This window comes from Deltaproteobacteria bacterium, assembly GCA_016210005.1.
In the GTDB taxonomy this organism is placed as follows: domain Bacteria; phylum Desulfobacterota; class Binatia; order HRBIN30; family JACQVA1; genus JACQVA1.
Genome location: JACQVA010000188.1, coordinates 1 through 20,953, shown reverse-complemented (window position 1 = coordinate 20,953; position 20,953 = coordinate 1). Strand labels below are relative to the sequence as shown.

The window sequence follows — 20,953 nt, the reverse complement described above, 5'->3', positions numbered from 1 at the left end:
CGCCTGTGCCCGCGCTCGCAGCTAGGCGGCCCGGGCCTTGCCCAGTTCGACGCTGCACAGGCAATCCGGGCACCCCGGAAGGCACGGCCCGCCGCGTTGCTCGGTCGGACACTGCTCGTGGCAGCTGCACTCGGCAACCACAGCCCAGGCGCCAGCTGCCTGATCGAGGGAGATGGCCAACACGGCCGCAGGGACGAAACGCGCCATTGGCATCGTGATCTATCTCAGCAACGCGCCGGTGTCACGTCGTTCCGTCCTGAAGCCACGCTTGCCGCGCCGCCGGTCGGCCCGGCGTCGAGCGGTAGCCAGACACGAAACGTCGAGCCGTGGCCGACCTCGCTCTCCACGGCGATGGTCCCTCCGAGCATGTCGAGCAACCGGCGCACGATGTAGAGGCCCAGGCCGGCGCCGCCGTAGTAGCGTGCCGTGGTATCGTGCGCCTGCCGAAAGGGCTCGAAAATGATCGCCCGCGCCTCGGCGGTGATGCCGATCCCGGTGTCGGTGACCGCGAATTCCACCCCGTCCCTGCGGCCTCGCACCGCGACCGTCACGCGGCCCTGCTCGGTAAACTTCGCGGCGTTCCCGATCAGGTTCTTGATGATCAACTTCAGCTTGACGGGGTCCGTCCGCAAGCGCGGGAGCTGCGAGTCCACCTGCCACTCGAAGCTGACGCCCGGCTTCTCGATCACCCGCCGCATCTCCGCCGCAATCTCATCGAGCAGGGCCGCTACGCCGATCTCTTTCAACTCCAGCGGCACCCGCCCGGTCTCGAGGCGGCTGAGATCGAGCGTGTTGTTGATCAGATTGAGCAACTCACGCGCGCTCTTGTCCAGCCGCCGCAGGCTGTCTTCTTGCTGCGGTGCCAGGCCGCCAAACTCGCCGTCGAGCAGGAGACCCGTGTAGCCGATGATCTGGTGCAACGGCGAGCGCAACTCGTGCGACATGGTGGCCACGAAGTCGGATTTCACCCGGTTCGCGTGTTCGAGTTCTGCAACCAGTCGCGCGTTTTGCAAGGCGAAGGAGGCCAGTTGCGCGACACCGCGCGCGATGCGTTCCTGCTCCAACGTAAAGGGCTCTTGCCGACCGCGATAGGCGGCGGCCAGTATGCCGATGATTTCTCCGCCCCGCCGCAGCGGCGCGGCCAAACCCACCGTGACACCGTACCGCGCTGCGATGAGAGCAGCGGCTGTCCCTGGGAGCTGCGCCATGACGCCGTGCACCAGCCCCTGCTCCAGGCCGGCGAGCAGGGCGCGGGGCACTTTGAAGACCCGGATCGCCTCCCACTGTTCCGGCGTGTCGCCGCAGCCCGCTACCGGCACGAACACATCCTCGTTCGGCTGCAAGAAATAGGTGTGGCAGCAGTCGCATCCCATCACCTCGGTGGTGATCCGGCACAAACGGTCGAGCAGCGCGGCCGCGTCGAGCGACGCGATCAACTCCTGCCCCACTCGGGCGAGCGCGGCGGAGATCTGCGCTTCCTGTTCTAACTGTTCACGCGAGGCCACCAGCGCCGCCTCTGCCTTCTTGCGCTCGGTGATATCGCGCGCCACACCCTGGACCCCAATCGGCTTGCCGTCCTGCAGAACCACGCGGCTGCTGATTTCCAGCGGCACCCGATGGCCATCCTTAGCAAGGATTTCCAGCTCGTACGTGATGGGGCCCCGTTCTCCAGCGAGTTGTCGCTCGGTGACCAGGGTAGCCGCCTGGAGGTACTCCGGCGCGACCACGTCGGAGACGTGCATGGTGACCGCTTCGTGGCGAGAGTATCCGGTGACCCGTTCGGCCGCCCAATTCATCGAAACAAAGTTACCCCGCAGGTCATGCACGTAAACGATGTCGTTCGCGTTTTCGAACAGCTCGCGATAGCGCTCCTCGCTCGCCCGCAGGGCATCCTCCGCCCGCTTGCGCTCGGTGATGTCAGTCAAGATGCCGGTCACGCCGACCATTGCGCCGGAGTCGAACTGCAGGCGGCTCGAGGTCCGAAACCAACACAGCTCACCTTGCTTGCCGAAGATGCGAAACTCAGCTGGCTCGAGCTGGCCCGCCAAGGTGCGTGCAAAGCTGGCTTGCAGCGCGGACAGATCGTCGGGGTGGATAAAGCGCGAGAAGGGCTGGCCGATGATTTCCTCAGGCGCATATCCCGCGCGCTCGATGGCGTGGCTGAAGTATGTGAACGTGCCGTCGCGGTCCATCGCAAACACCACTTCATTCAGGTTCTCGACCAGCGAACGGTACCGTTCCTCGCTCGCCCGCAACGCCTCTTCCGCGCGCTTGCGCGCCAACGCGTTGACGAAGATCTCCCCGACGATTCTGAGCAGCGCGATGCTTTCGGGCTCCCAAGCTTTCTCCGACCGCATCGACCGGAGCCCAAGGAATCCAACGAGCGAGTGCCCCGATACCATGGGCACGTTGACCGTCGATTGCGTTCCCCGCGACTGAAGGATCTCCCGCTCCGCGTTGGCCTCAGGCGGCAGGTCACCCACGCGCGGGGTGTGGACCACTTCGAACCGCCGGAGTTTCTCCATGAACCACGGCCACGCCATGACGGGCAACCCGCGAAAGGCCTCTAGATGCAGGTCGGTGTCGCTGGCCGCCCACTCGTACGCAAGGTCCATCGTGGCACCCTCGTTGGAGAAGAGAAAGACATAGCTGCGGTCCACGCCGGCGAATTCGCCCACGGCCTTCAAGGCGGTGGTGATGCCGCTCTCGATTTCCGCCGGCGCCGCGTTGATGAAATTCCGCGAGATGTCGATGACGAGCTGCTCGAACTCCGCGCGATGCTCGAGGGCCTGTTCCGCCCGTCTGCGTTCGCAATCGTGCTCCGCTAGGGCGAAGCGGTCACGATCGAGCTGGTGGGCGAGGTAGATTGACCCGATCCAGACCCCGACCAGCGCACCGACGACATACGTACTCGGTCCGGGGAGCGTTCCGTGCGCCTCGTACACATTCCACAGGCTTGCCACCAATGTGACCACGATAGTGACGACGTGCGGCGCCATGCCCCAAGGAAGCAGGGCGGCAGAGCTCATCACCAGGGTGACAGCGAGGATGGGTGTTACACTGTCATCGTTGACGATCACTCCCGAGACCGCTGCCGTGAAGCACGTGGCGGCGATGCTGACCATCCCAACCCACACTACCCACTCGTTCGTCGGATGACGTCGTAAGATCAGCAAACCCGCGATGAGGACCGCGCCCAGTATGGCTCTGAGCAGGTAGAGGGGCAAAACCAGCTCGGGGGAAACGAACGGGTCTATGAGGGAATAGGGGAAGAGACCGCAGAGAACGATCCAGAGGAGAGCGTGGATCCGCTGCAGGAGCACACGACTGGTCTCCTCACGCAGCTGCGCGCGAACGGCCTCAAGGTCAGGGCCAGCCATCTTCAATGTGAGCGGCGCCCACCAGACGCTTCATACACCAAGTGCCGCGGCTTTGGCGAATTGGTGTGGAGCAATTGGCGTGAAGAAAATGCATCCTTCCCTGCGCAACCAGGCAGGCACGGAGGCCTGCCTCACCATCTTTCGAGCACCTCACAGCGTGAAGAAGAATGTGGCGCCCCGTCCGACCGCGCTCTCAGCCCAGATACGGCCGCGGTGACGGTGAACGATGCGGGCGACGGTGGCCAACCCGACGCCGGTGCCTTCGAACTCGGCGCTGGAGTGCAAGCGCTGAAAGGCGGCAAAGAGCTTACTCGCGTGCGTCATGTCGAAGCCCGCGCCGTCGTCGCGCACGAAGTAGACGGGCTGCCCATGCTCCTCGGTGCGGCCGAATTCGATCCGTGCCCGCGGATGTTTGCTGGTGTACTTCCACGCATTACCGAGTAAGTTCTCCAACGCCGCCTGCAGTAGCCCGGCGTCCCCGTGCACAACCACGCCGTCGCCGATAACGAACTCCACCTGCCGGTCCGGCTGCGTCTTCTGGAGATCGGCCGCCACAGTGCGCGCCAGGGCGCTCAGATCCACGTCCTGCCAATGCATCTCACTCCGCGCAACCCGGGAGAGCGCGAGCAGGTCGGTGATCAGCGCCTCCATGCGTTGGCTGCCCTCTCGCACGCGTTGTAAGTACTGCCGACCCTGCGCGTCGAGTTGTGGTGCACAGTCCTCCAGCAGCATCTTGGTGAAGCCATCAATATGCCGCAGCGGGGCGCGCAGGTCGTGCGCCACCGAGTGGCTGAATGCCTCCAGCTCCCGATTGGCCGCCTCGAGCTCGGCGGTGCGTTGCCGTACGCGTTCCTCCAACTCGGCGTTGAGCCTGCGGATCTCCTCCTCGGTCCGCTTGCGCTCGGTGATATCGCGCGCGATGCCCTGCACTCCGACGGGCTTACCCTCCCGCAGGACGAGGCGCGTGCTGACCTCCACCGGCACCTTGCGGCCGTCCTTGGTGAGAATGTCCAATTCATAGGGCGGAGTCGCTTCTCCGGCGAGCTTGCGCGCGGTCGCCTCGATGGCAACCGAGAGGTGCTCCGGAACGACGAGTTCCGTTATGTTCCGTCCAACGGCTTCCTCACGGCCGTAGCCGGTGACTCGCTCCGCGGCTTTATTGATGGAGGTGAAGTTGCCAGTGAGGTCATGGGTATACACGATGTCGTTGGCATTCTCGAACAGTTCGCGATAACGCTCCTCGCTCGCCCGCAGCGCCTCCTCCGCCCGCTTGCGCTCGGTGATGTCGTGAACGACCAGCTGAACCGCGGGCTTGCCCCCGTACGTGAGCGGCATGCCCACCACCTCGACGTCGACCACGCTACCATCGAGCCGGATGAATTTCTCTTCGACCGGGCTGGCGGGTTGGTGTTCGTACGCCGTGTGGCGAACCCGTTCCGTGACAAGATCGCGATAATCGGGGTGCACGAAGTCCAAGATCGGCTTCCCGATCAAATCCGCGGCCTCGGTCGCGCCGAGCATGCTGACACCGACGTTGTTGACGAAAACGACCTTGCCTTCGCTGTGAACGGCGATGCCGTCGGGCGAGAGCTCGACCAGCTGGCGATAGCGCGCCTCGCTCTCTTGCAGCGCCTCCTCGGCGCGCTTGCGCTCGGTGATGTCGGTGACAATGCCGATGAAGCCGACGGCGTGATCCCTGTCGAACTGCGCGCGAGTGGAGGTGCGAATCCAGCGAAGCCCTCCGTCTTTGTCGAGGACACGGAACTCAATTGACTCCGGCAGACCGACCAGCGTCGCCGCAAAGCTGACTCGTATGGCGGGCAGATCATCGGGGTGGACGAAGCGACTGAAGGGCTCGCCGATGACTTCCTGGGCCGTATAACCCCACACGCTCTCCACCGCCGGGCTGATGTAAGTCAGATTTCCCAGCGTGTTGGCCGTGAAGATAACGTCATTCAGGTTCTCGACGAGTGACCGGTATCGTTCCTCCGAACGCTGGAGCGCCACTTCCGCCCGCTTGCGCTCGGTGACGTCGCGGGCGACTGCCAGCTGCGCAATGATCTGGCCTTCCGCATTGCGCAATGGGCGGGCATGGCTTTCGACCCAGCGCCGGGCGCCCTTGAGGCCCACGATCGTGAATTCCGTGATCCTGGATTCCCCTCGGAATACCGCTTCATTCAGCGCCTGGAAGGTCGCATGATGCCCCGGGGTCACCAGGCTATAAATGGAGTTACCAACAACCTGTTCTTCCCTGTCGGCTTCGACCATGGCCAGACCAGCCGGGTTCATCGCCAGAACCGTCCCGTCGGCGGCGACCAGCTTCACGCATTCGGGCTCCGATTCCACGATCGCGCGTAGCAGCCGCTCGCTCTCCGCCGGTTGCTCCTCCGCTCGCTTGCGGGTGAGGCCGGCTTGCCGCCCGAGGCGCAACCGTTGGTTGCGTGTGCGCGGTTTCTCGTCGGCTCGGCCCGAAGGTTTCGTCGGCGTTACAGCGGTCCTGGTGGTGGCATTCGCTGAGCGCCTGGCATCATGCCGTTTCCGAGCTTTCACCGGTGTTACCTCGCCAACGGCGGGGCAAGGGATATCCTGGCTGGCAGTGACAGCGATCTGATGCCCCGCGACTGTGCCGACTTTTAGCTTACGATACTCCCTGAATCCGTCAACAACAAGGCTGGAGAGCCTGTGAGGAAATCGCCGGACTGGAGCAATACGCCACCCGCTCAAGAACCAGACCATGGTGGGGCAGGCCCCCGTGCCTGCCTCACCGCGCAGGCGGGGGCGCCTGCGCCACCAAGCCACCAATTTCCTCACAGGCTCTGTACTACTATGGCCCAAAGTCTTGTCGCGGCGCGCAGATTCCCCTCCGTCATTCCCGCGAAGGCGGGAATCCATCCGGAGCCCCACCGCCCCTGGATGCCCGCCCCACGCCTTCGCGGGGGCAGGCTCTAAGGATTGCGGGCATGACGGAATACCCCTGTCGAGCTTTGGGTTACGGGCGTCAGCCCGCGCTAAGACAAGTCGGATCGGTGCTGCTGCGATTGCTGCCGAGCAACCGATGGCGCTGCCGGGCAGAGTCACGCGTCCGCCGGTGCGCCAGCGGGGCCGGCTCACCCGCAATTGGCTGGCGCGCCGCCGACTTGCTCGCCGTGTTCGACGCTGGTCGGCTCTCCGGTCGATACGAATCGGGCAAGGACCGCGACGAGTTTCTCGACCTGGATCGGCTTGGAGATGTACCCATCCATGCCTGCTTGCAGGCACCGTTCCTCATCGCCCTTCATGGCATGCGCGGTCATCGCGACGATGGGGACGTGGCGACCGGTTGTCTGCTCGCGCTCGCGAATGGCCGCGGTGGCCTCGAAGCCGTCCAGCTCGGGCATCTGCACGTCCATCAGCACCAGGTCGAAGGCGTCTAGCTCAACTGCAGCAAGCGCTTCTTTGCCATTGTTCGCCACCTCGACGTGGTGTCCCCGCTTCTCCAGCAGGCGCACCACCAGTTTCTGATTCACCGCGTTGTCTTCGGCCAGCAGGAAGCGCAGCGATCGCGCAGCCGGTGGGGGCGACTCCGAGCTGAGCAGAGCACCGGGTGAAGCGAGTGTGACACTCCCCAACGCCAGCAGGATGGCGTCGAGCAGCTCGGACTGCCGGATCGGCTTGGTCAGAAAGGCCGCCATGCCCAACTCGCGGCAGCGCGCCGCTTCCCCCGTCAGATCGGCCGACGACAGCATCATGATCGTGGCGCCGGCCAGCTCGGGCGTGCGCTTGATCCGATCGGCCAGCTCGAACCCGTCCATCTCGGGCATGTGCGCATCGATGAGCACCAAGGGAAACGGCCGGCCGGTCGCCACCGCGTGCATCATACAGCCCAGCGCGGCTACACCCCCGTCCACCGTCGTCGGGCGCATCTGCCAATGCGTGAGCATCTCATTGAGGATGCGGCGGTTGGTCGAGTTGTCGTCCACTACCAAGACGAGCAGGTCTTGCAGGTCTGCCGGCAGCAGCAGCTGGCGCGCGGGCGGCTGCGTGGACACCGCGCAGCGCACGGTGAAGTGGAAGGTGCTGCTCCGGCCCACCTCGCTCTCCACCCAGATGCGCCCGCCCATCATCTCCACCAGCCGCCGCGAGATGGTCAGGCCCAGGCCCGTGCCGCCGTACCTGCGTGTCGTGGAGCTGTCGGCCTGCTCGAACGCGCGGAAAATCGCCTGTCGCTTCTCGGCCGAAATGCCGATGCCGGTGTCGCGCACCGCGACGTGCAATTCAATTGGCGCCGGGAGGCTGGAAACGGAAGACTCGGCACCGTCGACCGTCAACTGTTGGCGACCGACTTCCACCACTATCTCCCCCCGCTCGGTAAACTTGATCGCATTGCCGACGAGGTTGGTGAGGATCTGCCGCAGGCGGTGCGGGTCTGCGACGAGCACCTCCGGCACGTCCGGCTGTATCTCGTAGGCCAGCTCCAATCCCTTGAGGTGCGCGCGCAGTGCCAGCGGCCGGATGGCGTCGCCGACGGTGTCGCGCAAGTCGAAGTCCACGGCATCGAGATCGAGCTTGCCCGCTTCCATCTTGGAGAAGTCGAGCACATCGTTGATCACCGTCATCAGCGCATCGCCCGACGCGGCCACCATCTGGAGATACTCGCGCTGTTCCACGGTGAGCGTGGTCTGCAACGCCAGCTCGGTCATGCCGATGATGCCGTTCATCGGGGTGCGGATCTCGTGGCTCATGTTGGCCACGAACTCGCTCTTGGCACGGTTGGCCGCCTCGGCGGCGGTCATGGCCCGTTGCACTTCCGCCTCGGCCTGCTTGCGCTCGGTAATGTCGCGGGAATTGATAACGACTCCGGCCACTCCCGGCTCATCGAGCAAGTTGTTCCCGATGGCTTCAACAAAGCGCCACGAGCCGTCTTTGTGTCGAAAGCGGAACTCGACCGGAGGAGCCACGCCTGGGCATCGGAGTGCGGTGGTGAACACCTTCATGACACTTTCGGTGTCGTCCGGGTGAACGAAGTCAAAGGCATTCCGGCCTACAAGGTCCTCCGGCTTGTGTCCGAGGACCCGCTCATTCGACGGACTGGCGTAACGGAATGTTCCATCGGCTCCGAGGATCGAGACGAGGTCGAGGGCGTTGTCGATGAGCGACCGAAAATGTGCTTCGCTGCGTCGTAACGCCTCTTCGGCCTGCTTGCGTTCGGTAACGTCGCGCGCATTGATCACAATTCCCGCTACCGCGGGGTCATCGAGCAGATTCCTGCTGATGCCTTCGAGAATGCGCCAAGAGCCGTCCTGATGCTGGATACGGAACTCCCAGGGCTCTGCGGCGCTCAGTGTTTGAACGACGCGGGTGAAGAGCGCCATGATGTGCGGGAGGTCGTCCGGATGAACGAGCGGGAATGCCGACCCGCCGACGAAATCGTCGGGGTTGTATCCGAGCACGCGCGCATGGGAAGGACTGTGGTAGCGACCAGTGCCGTCGGAGTCGAGTACTGAGATGAGATCGGAGGCATTCTCGATGAGCGATCGAAAGTACCGTTCACTGACTTGCAACGCTTCGTTCGCGTGCTGGACCTCGGTGTTGGACTTACGCAGCGCCAGAGTGCGTTGCTCAATTTCCACGCGGTAGCGCCGGAACTCATAGGCAATGTAGAGCGACGTGCCGAACGCGAGCGCGGTGGCGATGCCGGGATACCCGGCCATGGCGTTGAGACTGCCCGTGGCCATGTACACGTTCCACAGAGTCGTAAGCGTCGCCACTCCCACCGCCGCGAGCTGCGGACCCAGCCCCCAGGGCAGCAGAGCTGCGGTGAGCATGACGCTGAAGATCATCATCAGGGGCGTTGTCACGATGTCATGCGCGAGAACGCCGGTGACGGCGATTGAGACGCTTGCAGCGGAGACGTTGAACAGCGCAACCGATGTGACCAGCCGCTGGTGGGCGAAAGCCCGGAGTGCCTGGAACTCCAGGAGAACAACCACGAACATGGCGCAGTCCACCACGTAGATGGTCGTCGACGTCTGGGCCGGGGAGAATAGGTCGGGCAACGCCAACAGGATCGTGCCAGTCAGGGCGACCCACAGGCTGACACGCGTTCGCTTCTCGAGAAGGCGATTGGTAGCGAGGAAGCGGTCCGTGCGGTTGTCTGCCTGAGTTGGGAGAGCCATGGCAGCCTGAAACGGTCTAGCCGCGGGTTTCCGCGGCCCTAGGTGCAGAAACGTTTCTTGTAATATGTTCCCGCTCATTGGAGGCTTGCTGCCTCACCTCGCTGTGCACGTACCATGCCCCTAAGGCAGAGACAGGACTGGCCGCGGACCGTTTCGCATGCCACACGCTGTCGTCTGTCAGCAATTTGACTAGCTGCAGAGGAACGCCCCTTGTATGACGCTGCGCCCGCCTCTGGGTGAACGGCGGACATTGTTCACGCTGGGTCTGGATGGCGTTGCCGCCGCTGTGGGAACCACCTCATGGCATTCCGCCCTCCGGGGGGACGGTGCTCCGAGCGGACACACTCCACCCGCGCTGGAAGAACGCTATCCATCTCCTCTGACGGCACGTTTGGCTGCGGCCACAGGCCGCGCTGCGTAACCCGCTCAATGCTTGTGGAGCGTCATCCCGACCGCTTCTGCCCGGCGTCGCGATCCCAGGTGGTCGCGGTTACGCCGGCGCGCTTGAGCAGCTGCTTCTGTACTCGATGCGTCTCGGTCTTCGGGATCTCGTCGCGGAAGTCGAGGTAGCGCGGCACCATGAAGCGGGCCATGCGTTCGGTGCAAAAAGCCACCAGTTCATCCGGCGCCACCGTTGCGCCCGGCCGGCAGACCACGGCGACCATCACGTCGTCCTCGCCCAGCTCCGACGGCACGCCAAACGCCGCGGACTCCAGCACGGCGGGATGTTGGTTGATGATCTTCTCGACCTCGAACGACGAGATGTTCTCGCCGCGGCGGCGAATCGAGTCGCTCTTGCGATCGGCGAAGTAGAAGTACCCCTCGGCGTCGCGCCAGGCGAGGTCGCCGGTATGAAACCAGCCGCCGCGAATCTTGGCGTCCGAGGCCTGTGCGTTCTTCAAGTAGGTCACGCGCCGGGCCGCTGCGTCGTCGACCTTGAACACCAGCTCGCCGACCTCGCTGGCTTCGCATTCGCTGCCGTCGTCGCGAAACACGCTGGCCTCGGTGCCGGGCGGCGGCAAGCCCATCGAGCCCTTCGGGCCGTTGCCGAAGTTGAACAACATGAAGCCGCCGCCATCCACCGCGCCGTAGCCTTCCCAGATCGTGACGTTGAAACGGCGCTCGAATTCCTCCCACGCCCACTTCGGCGTCGCCGCGCTGAACACCAGGCGCACCGGGTTGTCGGCATCGCCGGCGCGCGGCGGTTGTTTGAGCAAGATCGGAATCATCGCACCGAGCGCGTTGAAGCTGGTTGCGCCGTAGCGGCGGATCTCGTCCCAGAACCGGCTGGCGCTGAAGCGGCGGCTGAGCGCCACCGCAAAGCCGCTGTACAAGCCTTGCATCGTCGTGAGGAAGAGGGCGTTGGCGTGGAACAACGGCAGGCAGGTGTAGAGAATGTCGCCGGGGCGATAGCCGAGCTGGGCGAACATACCGACGCCGGCAAAACTGAACGCGCCGTGACGCATGACCACTGCCTTGGGCAGCCCGGTGGTGCCCGAGGTGTAGAGCAGCAGACAAGTCGCATCGGCCGGCGGATTGGAAGGCGGGCGCTCCGGCGATGCCGTCGCTAGGCGCTCGATGGCAATCGCATCGGCCGGCAGCGCCGTGCCGGGAGCTTCGCCGGCATCCACGATCACGTGGCGCAGGCGCGGCAAGTTGGCGCGCACGGGGGCGAAGCTGCCGAGCAGCTCGGCGCCGATGATCATCACCTGCGACTCGGAGTGATCCACCACGTACTGGAGCCCGTCGCCTTTCAGGCCGATGTTGACCGGCACCGCGTAGGCGCCAAGCTTTTGCACCGCGAAGAAGGCCGCCAGCCACGCCGGCGAGTTGCCCATCATGATCGCTACGCCAACCCCTGGGCCTACGCCCAGATCGGCCAGGCCGTTGGCGATCCGGTTGGCGCGCTGGTTCAGCTCGGCGTGGCTGATGCGCTGATCGTCGAAGAGGAGGAAGGTTTCGCCGCCCTTCTCCGCGGCGCGCAGTTCCAGCAACTCACCAAATGTCATGCCCCTGCTCCGCGTGGGAACTTCATCCCTGGGTGAAGATGTGCACGCCGACGGCGCCTCCGAAACCCTGGCAATGCGTCAGCGCGAGGCGCGCGTTCGGCACCTGTCGCTCGCCCGATTCGCCGCGCAGCTGCTCGGTGGCTTCGACCACCTGGGCGACGCCGGTGGCGCCGAGGGGATGCCCCTTGGCGAGCAGGCCGCCGCTCGTACTCATCTTCACTCGTGCCTTGGCTAGCCCTTGCTCGATGAATCGGCCACCTTCGCCGCGCGCGCACAGGCCGAGGTTCTCGTAGTGAACGATCTCGGCGATCGAGAAGCAGTCGTGCACCTCGGCGCAATCGAGCTGCTCGGGGCCGATGCCGGCTTGCGCGTACGCCGCCCGAGCGGTGCTGGTATTGATCGCGGTGATGCCGGCGAGCGAATCACTGCCATCGAGCGCCGGATCGGACTGCAAGGCGGAGGCGATCATCCGAATGGGCTTGCGCGTGCCGCGGGCTACGTCGGCGCTGGTCACCACCGCAGCCGCTGCCCCGGACGACGTCGGGCAACACATGAACAGCCGCAACGGCGGCGCCACCTCACGCGAGGCCATCACGCCGTCAACCGTGACCGGGTCGTGAAATTGCGCGCGCGGGTTCTTCGCGCCGTAGTTGCGGTTCTTCACCGATACCATCGCCAGTTGCTCGATGGTGGTGCCGTAGCGGCGCGAGTGTTCGAGAAAGAGATTGGCGAACAGGGCCGGCAGCGCCGGCACGCCTTGGCGGCCGACCGCGGCCAGCCGTTCGTCGCCACCAGTGGGAATCGCGCCGCGGCCCATCACCTCGAAGCCGACGGCGAGCGCGACCTTCACCATCCCCGAGCCCACCGCCATCGCGGCGGCGCGCAACGCGCTGGTGCCGCTGGCGCAGGCGTTCTCGATGTTGAAGATCGGAATGCCGGTCATGCCCACGCCATAGAGGACCTTCTGGCCGGCGGTGGTCCCCTGTAGCACGTGGCCGCAGTACGCGATCTCGACGGCGGAGTAATCGAGGCCGGCATCGGCCAGCGCGGCCTTGACCGCCTCCTGCCCCAACTCGGCGACGCGTTTGCCCTCGTGCCGCCCGAACGCCGTCATGCCGACGCCGGCAATGTAGACCTCTCGTGGAAACGGATCAGCCATGCAACCCTCCCGGTGGAACAACGCATGGAGACGCGGAGCTGGCCGGCAAGCGTTCCTCCGACTCTGTGCCCTCCGCGCCCCCTTGGTGGTGGGAAGTCCTGTTCAGGACTCCGACGACTCCATGATGTCCTTCATGATGTGTTCCGTCATCTCGGCGACCTCGTTGCCGAAGATCGGCGAGATCTCCAGCGCGCGGGAAAGATAGGCGAGCTCCTCCTGGCGCCACGGCAGCGGCGCTTGCGCCTGGATCATCTTGTCGCGCTTGAGGCCCTCGACCACTTCCAGGTCGCGCGGGAACGGCTGGCCCACCTTGTTGAGGAAGAACTTGGTCTCGAACGGCAGGCGCGGGCGCTGGCCACCGGCTTCAGGCGATTCGGCCGGGTAGCCCACGGTCTGCACCGCGAGGATTTTGCAGTCGGCGGGCAGCGCGAGGGCGCGGCGGAGTTTCTTTTGCGCCGGCACGCCGATCAGGCACGTGCCGAGCCCCTGCTCGAACGCCATCAGCGTCGCCTGGGCAATGCCCTGCCCGCAGTCCATCTCGGTCATGCCGCCGGCCTTGATGCCCTCCATGCCGGCTTGAAAGAACGGCACCAGGGTCTCGTTGAGGAACCGATGGCTCTGCTCCTTGTCGACGCCGACGGCGCCCGCTTCGACCAGTTCGTGCAAGCGCTCGCCCTGCACCGCCAGTAGGCTCCAGTCGCAGTACCAAACGATGAGCACTGGGGCGAGGCGCAGCTGAAAGCCGGCGATGGCCGACCCGGGCGGCAGCGCTTCGATGACGTCCTTGGGTGCGGTAGCGCGCTCGATCACGACCGCCTTCAGGGCCTGGACGTTGCCCCAGAACGAGCACAGCGTCGCCGCTTCCAGCATGAGCTGAATCTTCTCGCGCTCGACCGGTTTGTGGGGCAGCAGAAACCGCATTGATCGCCTGCGTCCGATCGCCTCTCTCAACTCCATAGGATGTTCCTTTCCGAATGATGGTCTCGGCCGCCGCGATTTGTGACCACAAGGCGGCAAGAGCCGCAGCCCTTATCCGTCAAGGGCGGCGGCGACGCAAGAGGCGGCGGCGAGTCAACCCGCTCGGCGCTGGGGACTGCTTTCGCGCCCCCGCTCGCCGAAGAGCTCTCCCTGTCGCGGCACCGCGGACCCGAGCTCCGGCCACCGCTCGACAAACGCCACCGCGGAAATGCGCGCGAGTTCACCCGGCTCGATCTTGTTGAGACCGCCACCGTAGACTCGGCCCTCGCCGCGAAGTTCGTGACCGGTCACCTGCCCGAGCAGAGCAAACACGTCAGCGGCACGATCGGGGTGGCTCAGCAAGAGCCGCGCGAGACCGGCCTTCGGATATAACATGAGATACAGGTTGGTTCCGATGGCCTGCGAGCGGTTCCAGATGAACCGGAACGGCCGCTTCTGGTCGGAGCCGCGTCCCATATACGTGCACAGGAACGGGGCCGGATCGCGCCGCTCCTGTTTGTACCACGGGCTGCGCTTACCAACGAGATAGCCGCGCTTGATGCCCAGCGCCTCGGCGGTCTGAAGATACTCCCACAGAGCCGGGTGCCGGGTTTGGACGACCGCTTCGGGGAGATCGCAGTCGACAACGCAGAGCTGGCGTTCGATGAGCGGGTAGCCGTCTTTGTCGGCATCGATGACCGTCGTCGTGAGAAAACGCGGACTGGGCAGGATAGGCCGCAGGTAGCGCTTCGGGATGCGGCGGCGCTCGGCGTCGCAGCGATCGAGCACAAAGAACTTGTTGCTGCCGGTGGCAATGCCGCGCTGGATGCGAAAGAAGTCTCCAAGAGTAGATCCGTCGCCATTGCTCGACCGGCGTCGGTCGTTGCGCGCGTGGCTGGGGTACCCGGTCCACTTCCGAGACTCGCGGAGTTGCTGCAGCGGAATCGCGTCGCTCGCGTGCGGCTCACCAAGCGTGCCCCCGAACGTGAACTGGACGGCGTGCGCGGGCGGGGGCAGCGCCTTGCGCAACACCAGAACTACCGAAGACACTAAGGCGTCTCCGAACTGCACATCGTCGGGATCGAAGCGATGAGCGCGGATCAGCGTCACACAGTCCGTCAGGTATCGTCTGAGCGCCGCGCCATAGTTGACGTCCATGAACTCGGAGGGGACAAGCCACGCCGCATAGCCGCCATCTTCCATCCACGCCGTGGCGAGAAGGAGAAAGTACACGTACAAGCCCGCAAGCCCGTTCACTCTGACGCCGGTCATCCGGTATGCCAGCGCTTGCAGGCGCTCCTTGTCCTGACGCCCTAAGTGATGATGTCGCACGTAGGGAGGGTTGGTGAGGACCAGGTTAGGCGCCACCGGGCGGCGAGGTCCGGCGACGATATGAGTGAAGTCCCCCTGGACGACCTTGAGACCCGCCTGCGCCCAGAGGTCGCGTGCGGCATCGCAGAAGCCGGCATCGAGTTCCACGCCCACCGCGCTTTCGACTCGCTGACGACCGAAGACTGCGAGGGCGGCAGAATAGAAACTGCCCGTGCCGATCGCCGGATCGGCGAACCGGACCGGCGACAGGAGACGGCCCGCGACGAGCCGAACGTAACGAGCGATATCGATTGCGAGCGCGTTGGGCGTCGCGAATTGACCGAGGCGGTTCCTCTCGGCAGCTGACTTGCTCGAATCGAGTGCTGCCTGGACGGCTTGTCGCCGGGCTTCGACGAGGTTCTCGGGTCCCGCGAGCATTGGCCCTACAATCCCAGCTTCGCCAGGTCGTCGATCCTGTGCTCCCACACCCAGTCGATCCCTTCCGCGGCTTCGTAACCCAGGTAGTCGCTGCCGAAGTATCCGCAAAGGAATAGCACGAAGGTCACGGTCTTCCCGTAGGCAGCCTGCAACTGGTGAATCTTGGTCGCCTCCTCTTTCCGGCGCTTGTTTGTGTTTGTGAAATCGCCTGCTGACTTCGCTTCAATGAGGACTGGTAGCCGGTCCTTGCGAAGTTGCCTGGGCTGGATCACGACGTCGACCGGGAGGTTGACCTTGAGGGCTCTTCCGACGGCCAGATTCATGCGGACGGCATACGTGCCCGGCTCCATCTCCATAAGCAGCTTGCAGGGCGGGTGCGCTTGTTTCCGGTACCCACGGTGGTCGAGGTACTCGCCAATGGCCGCGAGCTGTCGTTGCTCTTGGGCGTTCCGAACGATCGGGTTCGCCACGGCACTGCAAAGGCGATCGGCAACAATCGTTGAGGCCCGGTCGCGCTCGTGGCCGGTCGGGGCCATCCGATTAGCCAGCCACGGAAACATGTCCCGGTCCAATAGCCGCGAGAGAATGCGGCATACCTTCGCCAACTCCGCGTCGAGGTCGGCGTCCGACATCTTCGCTGGCAGTTTGCCTTTCTCCATCCGGCCAACGAGATTCTTGCTCACATCGGCCAATCCGACGAGGCGATCGACAGCGAGCGGCGGGGCAGTGCACATGCGGAGTGTGGGGAGCGCGCCTGGGTTCGCCTTCAGGGTGGCCGCATTTAGGGCACGTAGGTCGTTGGTTGCCAGGAGAGCCGCTTTGACGTGTTCGGTCGTTTCCACCCGCGTTGAACGAAACGCCTCAGGCGCAAAGCGCATGAACCACTGGTTGAAGCGGTCAACGGATGCCGCGATGTCGGCCTTCCAGAGATGCGGCTTATCGGCGTTGAGCCGTCGTGTCTTCATGCGACACCAGTTGATGCTCGTGCGTGACTCGCCGGGCTCGCCTGCGGGCCGCTCGCAGCGTTCGGGCAGTCGTCATAAAGCTTACTTGTTCGGCTCATAGAGTGCCCTGGTTATCCCGAAGGCGAGAAGCGGGCAAACGCCTGGCTAGTTCGGCATGTGGGGCGTCGGGCTGTGGCGGCTCGCCGCGTCTGGCGCGTGCTCCGTGGTTGAATCATCCCATCAGTTGCAGGTGACCTGCCTGAAGCGGCGGTCCGAGGAGCAGGTGAAGCTCCCTTCGCCGCAATAGAACGTCCACCAGACCTTCGCGGCATCACCATCTGCGCTTGCGATGCGCGCTGCCCGTGAATCACAGCGTGCGGCGCGTGCCGACACGTAGGTGAGGTAGTCAGGCTGGCACAGGTCGACCCACGTGAGGCGTCGAAAGCGGATGGCTTCAGCATCCGAGGGTAACGGTTGTGGCGTCTCACCCGGTTCCAACGGACGCAGCTTTAGGGCCACCCTCTCAGGGTACTGGCGCAACGCGTTGAGCGATCCCATGCCGATGAAATCGACCAGCATGGGAAGTCCCATGAACAGCCCGTCTAGAACGATGTAGGCAGCTTTAAGCCGACCACCCACAAGCATGCAGGCGGGCTGATAGCCCGGAGCCGAAGCGCGAAAAACAACCCACCCGCCCGGTTGATTGCGCGGCAGTCGCACTTCGCCCGGCGTCGTCATTCCCAGGTTTGCCAGCGATACCACCGCGCTCGCCGGTGAAGTGGTGAGCGTTACCGTCTGAGTGCGGCCGAGATATACCGTGCCGCAGCCGCAGCCGCTTGCCATCGCTATAATGCCCGTAGCGTACGCCGCGATTCGCCGGCTAGCGACCGTACCCTGCCGGCTCTGCCTTCTTCGCACTTTCCCCTCCTCGCCGAGCGCTGTCGTCCTTGCTCCAGAAGCAGCATGTGCATACAGTATGCGCATCCATTGGTCCATCGGTATGAAAGCTGAACGGTAACGCGAGACGGGAAGGGGAAGAAAAGCATGTCCGTACTCAACGGCGAGACCGCGCTGATCACCGGGGCGTCGAGCGGCTTGGGCGCCGACTGCAAGCCGCGATGGCTAGTGCGGCAATGCAGCTGGGGAGTTGAGGTGAAGCCTGCGCTCAGCCGACGGCCTCGTCGATAAGGCCGACCGCAAGCCGGTTTCGGCGTAGAAGCGGCGCCTTCGATCTCGTGCGGCTCACCTAGGCGTTTGATTGGCAGCTTCGCAATCGTGCGGCGCCCAGTGTCACCTCACTTGTGCGCGTTTTCATGCCGCCCCGCCGGGACATCTTGGCGGCGGCGCTTCAACTTTGGCTCCGGGCGAGATAGCGTGCCGCTATGAGCGAGCGCTTCGATGTCGCGATCGTGGGAGCCGGTCCGGGCGCCTGCATCGCCGCCTACGCGCTCGCCAAGGCTGGGCTCAGCGTCGTCATGTTCGAGCGCGGCGACGCGCCGGGCTCGAAGGCTATGTTCGGGGGCGTGCTCTACACCCCGATCCTGGCGCGTCTGTTCCCCGACTTTCACACTTCGGGCTGCGTCGAGCGGCACGTGGTCGAGAAGCGCTTCGCGCTGCTGTCGGAAAGCAACGAGGTGTCCGCCGGCTTCCGCTTCTGCGACTTCGAGCCGCCGTACTTCAACCATTCGTTCACCGCCTTGCGCGCGCGCTTCGATCGTTGGCTGGCGAGCCGAGCCGAGGAAGCCGGGGCGATGTTGATAACGGCGACGGTCGTGGACGAGGTGCTGCGCAAAGAGGAGCAGATCGTCGGCGTGCGTGCGCGGCGCGAGGGCGGCGAGGTCTACGCTAACGTGGTGATTGCCGCCGACGGTGCCAACTCGTTGCTAGCCAAGCAGGCCGGGCTACGCCGCGAGCTGCCACTGTCGGTGATTCTCGGAGTCAAAGAGGTGGTGTCCCTGCCGCGAGAAGTGATCGAAGACCGCTTCAATCTCGAAGGCGACGAGGGCGCCGCCATCGAATACATCGGCGGTGAGGCAGTGAAGGGCCTCATGGGTGCGGCCTTCATTTACACCAACAAAGATACCCTATCGGTGGGCTTCGGCTGCCCGCTGCACGCGCTCAAGCAAAGCCAGCAGCAACCGCGGGAGTTGCTCAATGCCTTCAAGCAGCACCCGTGCGTACGGCGCCTGCTGCGTGGCACCAGCCCGGAGGAATACGCGGCGCACCTGATCCCGGAGCTGGGACCGCAAGACCTTCCCAGACTGGTGACCGGCGGCATGGTGGTGATCGGCGGTGCCGCCGGATTGGTCAACGCCAACCCGATATTCCACGAGGGCACCAACATGGCGATGGCCTCGGGGCTGCTCGCCGCCGAGGCCATCATCGAGGCGCACAAGCGCGGCGACTTCTCCGCCCACACGCTCGGGCGCTACGAGCAGCGCTTGCGCCAGAGCTTTGCCTGGCAGGATATGGAGCGCTACCAGCGGCTGACACTTATGGCCGAAGAACATCCTCGACTGTTCGGCTCCTATCCGCAGCAGCTGGCGGCGATGGCCAGGAAGCTGATGACCGTGGCCGCCACGGACGCCGACTACCAGATTCCCAAGCGCCAACTCGAGCTCGATGTGCTCGATCACTTCTTGGCGGAGATCGGCGTGTTCTCGTTCATGCGCGACGTCGCCGACTTCGGCCGCGCGCTGCTATAGAATGGGGCGCGAGCGATGCCTGTAAATCTGACTGACTACCTCGGTCCGCCAAAGATCCTCGGCCGTGACGACCAGCTGGCGCTCGATGTCATTCGCGTCAACGAACACGATCCGCATCTGAAGATCACTGACCAAGCCGTGTGCCTGCGCTGCACGGCGAAGCCCTGCACCGTGACCTGCCCGGTGGAGAACTACCGCGTGGAGGCCGACGGCCGGACCACGATCTACTGGGATAGCTGCATCGAATGCGGAACCTGCCGCGTGATCTGCCCCTTCGGGAATATCTCCTGGAAATACCCGGCGGGCGGTTTTGGAATCAGCTACCGCTACGGTTGATCTGCGCTCCCAGACAGAGCGGTTGGCCCGCCCCTCATCGTGGTAGAGCAGCGATGGCGGCGAAGATCTGCTCGGGCGCGGCACGGACGCGGTAGTAATCGGACTGGTAGGTCCAGCGCACGATCCCGTCGCGACCGACGAGCACCTGGGTCGGGTAGGCAATGTCGCCGTGGTCCGCCCTGCGGCCGCCGCGATGGCGGATGTTGAGCAGATCGAGCACCTTGCCTTCCGGGTCAGTGAGAAAGGTGAAGTTGCAATGCAGCCGCCGGCGTAATGCCTCGGCCACCTCCGGCAGGTCGGTGCTGACGGCGAACAGTCTCACCTGCTGCGCTTCGATCTGCTGGTAGTATTTCCCGAGCTCACCGAGCTCGGCGCGACAGAAGGGTCACCAGTCGCCGCGATAGAAGATGTAGAGCGCCGCCTGCCGGTCTTTGAGCTGCGCCGGCGAAAAGCTCTCCTGCGTCGAGGTCTTGAGCGTGAATTCCGGGAACACGTCGCCGGCGCGGACGGCAAGCGGTGCGGGATGGAGTTGCGACTGGAGCAACGAGTAGACCACAAACAACCCAGCCAAGAGCGCGGTGGTGGCGATAGCGGCGGGGCGCAGCCAGCCGCGCCGCCGGCTCATCACCGCGGCGCCCACCGCCGCCGCTAGCAGCACGTAAACCGGCCACGGATAGATCCAGTACAGCAACAGCGCGGGCACCAGCGTATACAGCGCAAACGCGCCAGCCACCAGAACTAGAGCTAGCAGTAACATGTGCCTGCAGCCTACGGGCGTGACGGAGCTACGTCAACCGGCGGGAAGACGAAGGGTGCAAATTTGTGGGTAACGTGGTTCGGTGTTATGGCCGTCATTCCCGCGAAAGTGGGAATCCAGTTTGGCGTTTGGCGCTATGGACAAGCAGTTCTGCGTTTACATCCTGGCCAGCAAACGGAACGCCACGCTGTACATTGGGGTGACCTCACAGCTGGCAACGCGGGGGTGGCAGCATAAGAGCAAGGTAGTGGAGGGTTTTCGGCCAAGTACGGCGTTGCCAAGCTGGTCTACTACGAAGCGCACGGCTCCACAGAGACCGCAATCGTGCGGGAGAAGCAGCTGAAGAAGCGGCGCCGCGCCTGGAAGATGACAAATTGCGTCCCTTTCGGCATGGGCCTCGGCCTGACAGTACACAGTACTGTCAGACTGGTGAGGATTTGCCCGGTCGGCTGCACGTTACCCACAGATTTGTCGCACACCCGAAGACGAAAGTAGGAATTGGGGTGGCCGGGTATTGGGCGACGCGGTGGCCGATGGCGAGCAACTCGGCGACGCCGCGTTCGCATCAAGACCCACCAGCCCCAGGCCTTGCCTACCCCGGCAGATCAACGGGGTCGAGAACGCCGCGGCGGATGACGCCTGCCAGCCATTGCCCGGATTGTTTGTGTCCTTCCGGTGAGCATGCATGCGCGCTGACGTCGCGTTCGACTAACCTCCCCGGCCATCTCGACGAGAGGAGGATGGTCGAATGGCAAGGGAGAACAGCGCAACGCAGGGACTGGCACGACTGAGTGAGCTGCGG

At 64.5% G+C, this 20,953-nt stretch carries 13 protein-coding genes and 1 pseudogene; 3 read left to right on the top strand and 11 right to left on the bottom strand.

Features of this window, described 5'->3' with window-relative positions:
• Positions 1-224: 224 nt before the first annotated feature.
• The 9 genes from HY699_18245 to HY699_18205 form a co-directional block, all read right to left on the bottom strand.
• Positions 225-3,323 (bottom strand): PAS domain S-box protein, encoded by a 3,099-nt coding sequence (locus HY699_18245; protein MBI4517750.1) that lies wholly within the window; start codon positions 3,321-3,323, stop codon positions 225-227.
• Between the two features lie 207 nt (positions 3,324-3,530).
• Positions 3,531-6,458 carry a PAS domain S-box protein gene (locus HY699_18240; protein ID MBI4517749.1) on the bottom strand — a complete coding sequence of 976 codons (2,928 nt, stop codon included), beginning with the start codon at positions 6,456-6,458 and terminating at the stop codon, positions 3,531-3,533.
• A 29-nt stretch (positions 6,459-6,487) separates the two neighbouring features.
• On the bottom strand, positions 6,488-9,535 hold the full coding sequence (locus HY699_18235) for a PAS domain S-box protein (protein MBI4517748.1): 3,048 nt from the start codon (positions 9,533-9,535) through the stop codon (positions 6,488-6,490).
• Between the two features lie 443 nt (positions 9,536-9,978).
• Complete coding sequence (locus HY699_18230) at positions 9,979-11,544, bottom strand: AMP-binding protein (protein ID MBI4517747.1); 1,566 nt, start codon at positions 11,542-11,544, stop codon at positions 9,979-9,981.
• 22 nt (positions 11,545-11,566) lie between these two features.
• Positions 11,567-12,703, bottom strand: coding sequence for a lipid-transfer protein (locus HY699_18225; GenBank protein ID MBI4517746.1), 1,137 nt, complete (start codon positions 12,701-12,703; stop codon positions 11,567-11,569).
• Between the two features lie 102 nt (positions 12,704-12,805).
• Entirely contained in the window at positions 12,806-13,624 is an 819-nt protein-coding gene (locus tag HY699_18220; GenBank protein MBI4517745.1) for a nitroreductase family protein, read from the bottom strand.
• Between the two features lie 150 nt (positions 13,625-13,774).
• Positions 13,775-15,409: an SAM-dependent DNA methyltransferase gene (locus HY699_18215; protein MBI4517744.1), complete on the bottom strand. Its 1,635-nt coding sequence runs from the start codon at positions 15,407-15,409 to the stop codon at positions 13,775-13,777.
• Positions 15,410-15,414: 5 nt separating this feature from the next.
• A complete protein-coding gene (locus HY699_18210; GenBank protein ID MBI4517743.1) occupies positions 15,415-16,374 on the bottom strand; it encodes a XamI family restriction endonuclease in 960 nt (319 codons plus the stop codon).
• Positions 16,375-16,593: 219 nt separating this feature from the next.
• Positions 16,594-17,196 carry a hypothetical protein gene (locus HY699_18205; GenBank protein ID MBI4517742.1) on the bottom strand — a complete coding sequence of 201 codons (603 nt, stop codon included), beginning with the start codon at positions 17,194-17,196 and terminating at the stop codon, positions 16,594-16,596.
• Between the two features lie 539 nt (positions 17,197-17,735).
• On the opposite strand from HY699_18205, the gene HY699_18200 reads away from it, so the two are divergent.
• Together HY699_18200 and HY699_18195 are read left to right on the top strand one after the other, a co-directional pair.
• Positions 17,736-19,058 carry an FAD-dependent oxidoreductase gene (locus HY699_18200; protein MBI4517741.1) on the top strand — a complete coding sequence of 441 codons (1,323 nt, stop codon included), beginning with the start codon at positions 17,736-17,738 and terminating at the stop codon, positions 19,056-19,058.
• A 15-nt stretch (positions 19,059-19,073) separates the two neighbouring features.
• Positions 19,074-19,394, top strand: a complete 321-nt coding sequence (locus HY699_18195) for a 4Fe-4S dicluster domain-containing protein (GenBank protein MBI4517740.1) — start codon at positions 19,074-19,076, stop codon at positions 19,392-19,394.
• 34 nt (positions 19,395-19,428) lie between these two features.
• Here the strand turns inward: HY699_18195 and HY699_18190 are convergent, their stop codons facing one another.
• Entirely contained in the window at positions 19,429-19,731 is a 303-nt protein-coding gene (locus HY699_18190; GenBank protein MBI4517739.1) for a redoxin domain-containing protein, read from the bottom strand.
• 48 nt (positions 19,732-19,779) lie between these two features.
• Positions 19,780-20,151 carry a hypothetical protein gene (locus HY699_18185; GenBank protein MBI4517738.1) on the bottom strand — a complete coding sequence of 124 codons (372 nt, stop codon included), beginning with the start codon at positions 20,149-20,151 and terminating at the stop codon, positions 19,780-19,782.
• Between the two features lie 136 nt (positions 20,152-20,287).
• On the opposite strand from HY699_18185, the pseudogene HY699_18180 reads away from it, so the two are divergent.
• Positions 20,288-20,646, top strand: a pseudogene (locus HY699_18180) (GIY-YIG nuclease family protein).
• The last annotated feature ends 307 nt before the right edge of the window (positions 20,647-20,953 follow it).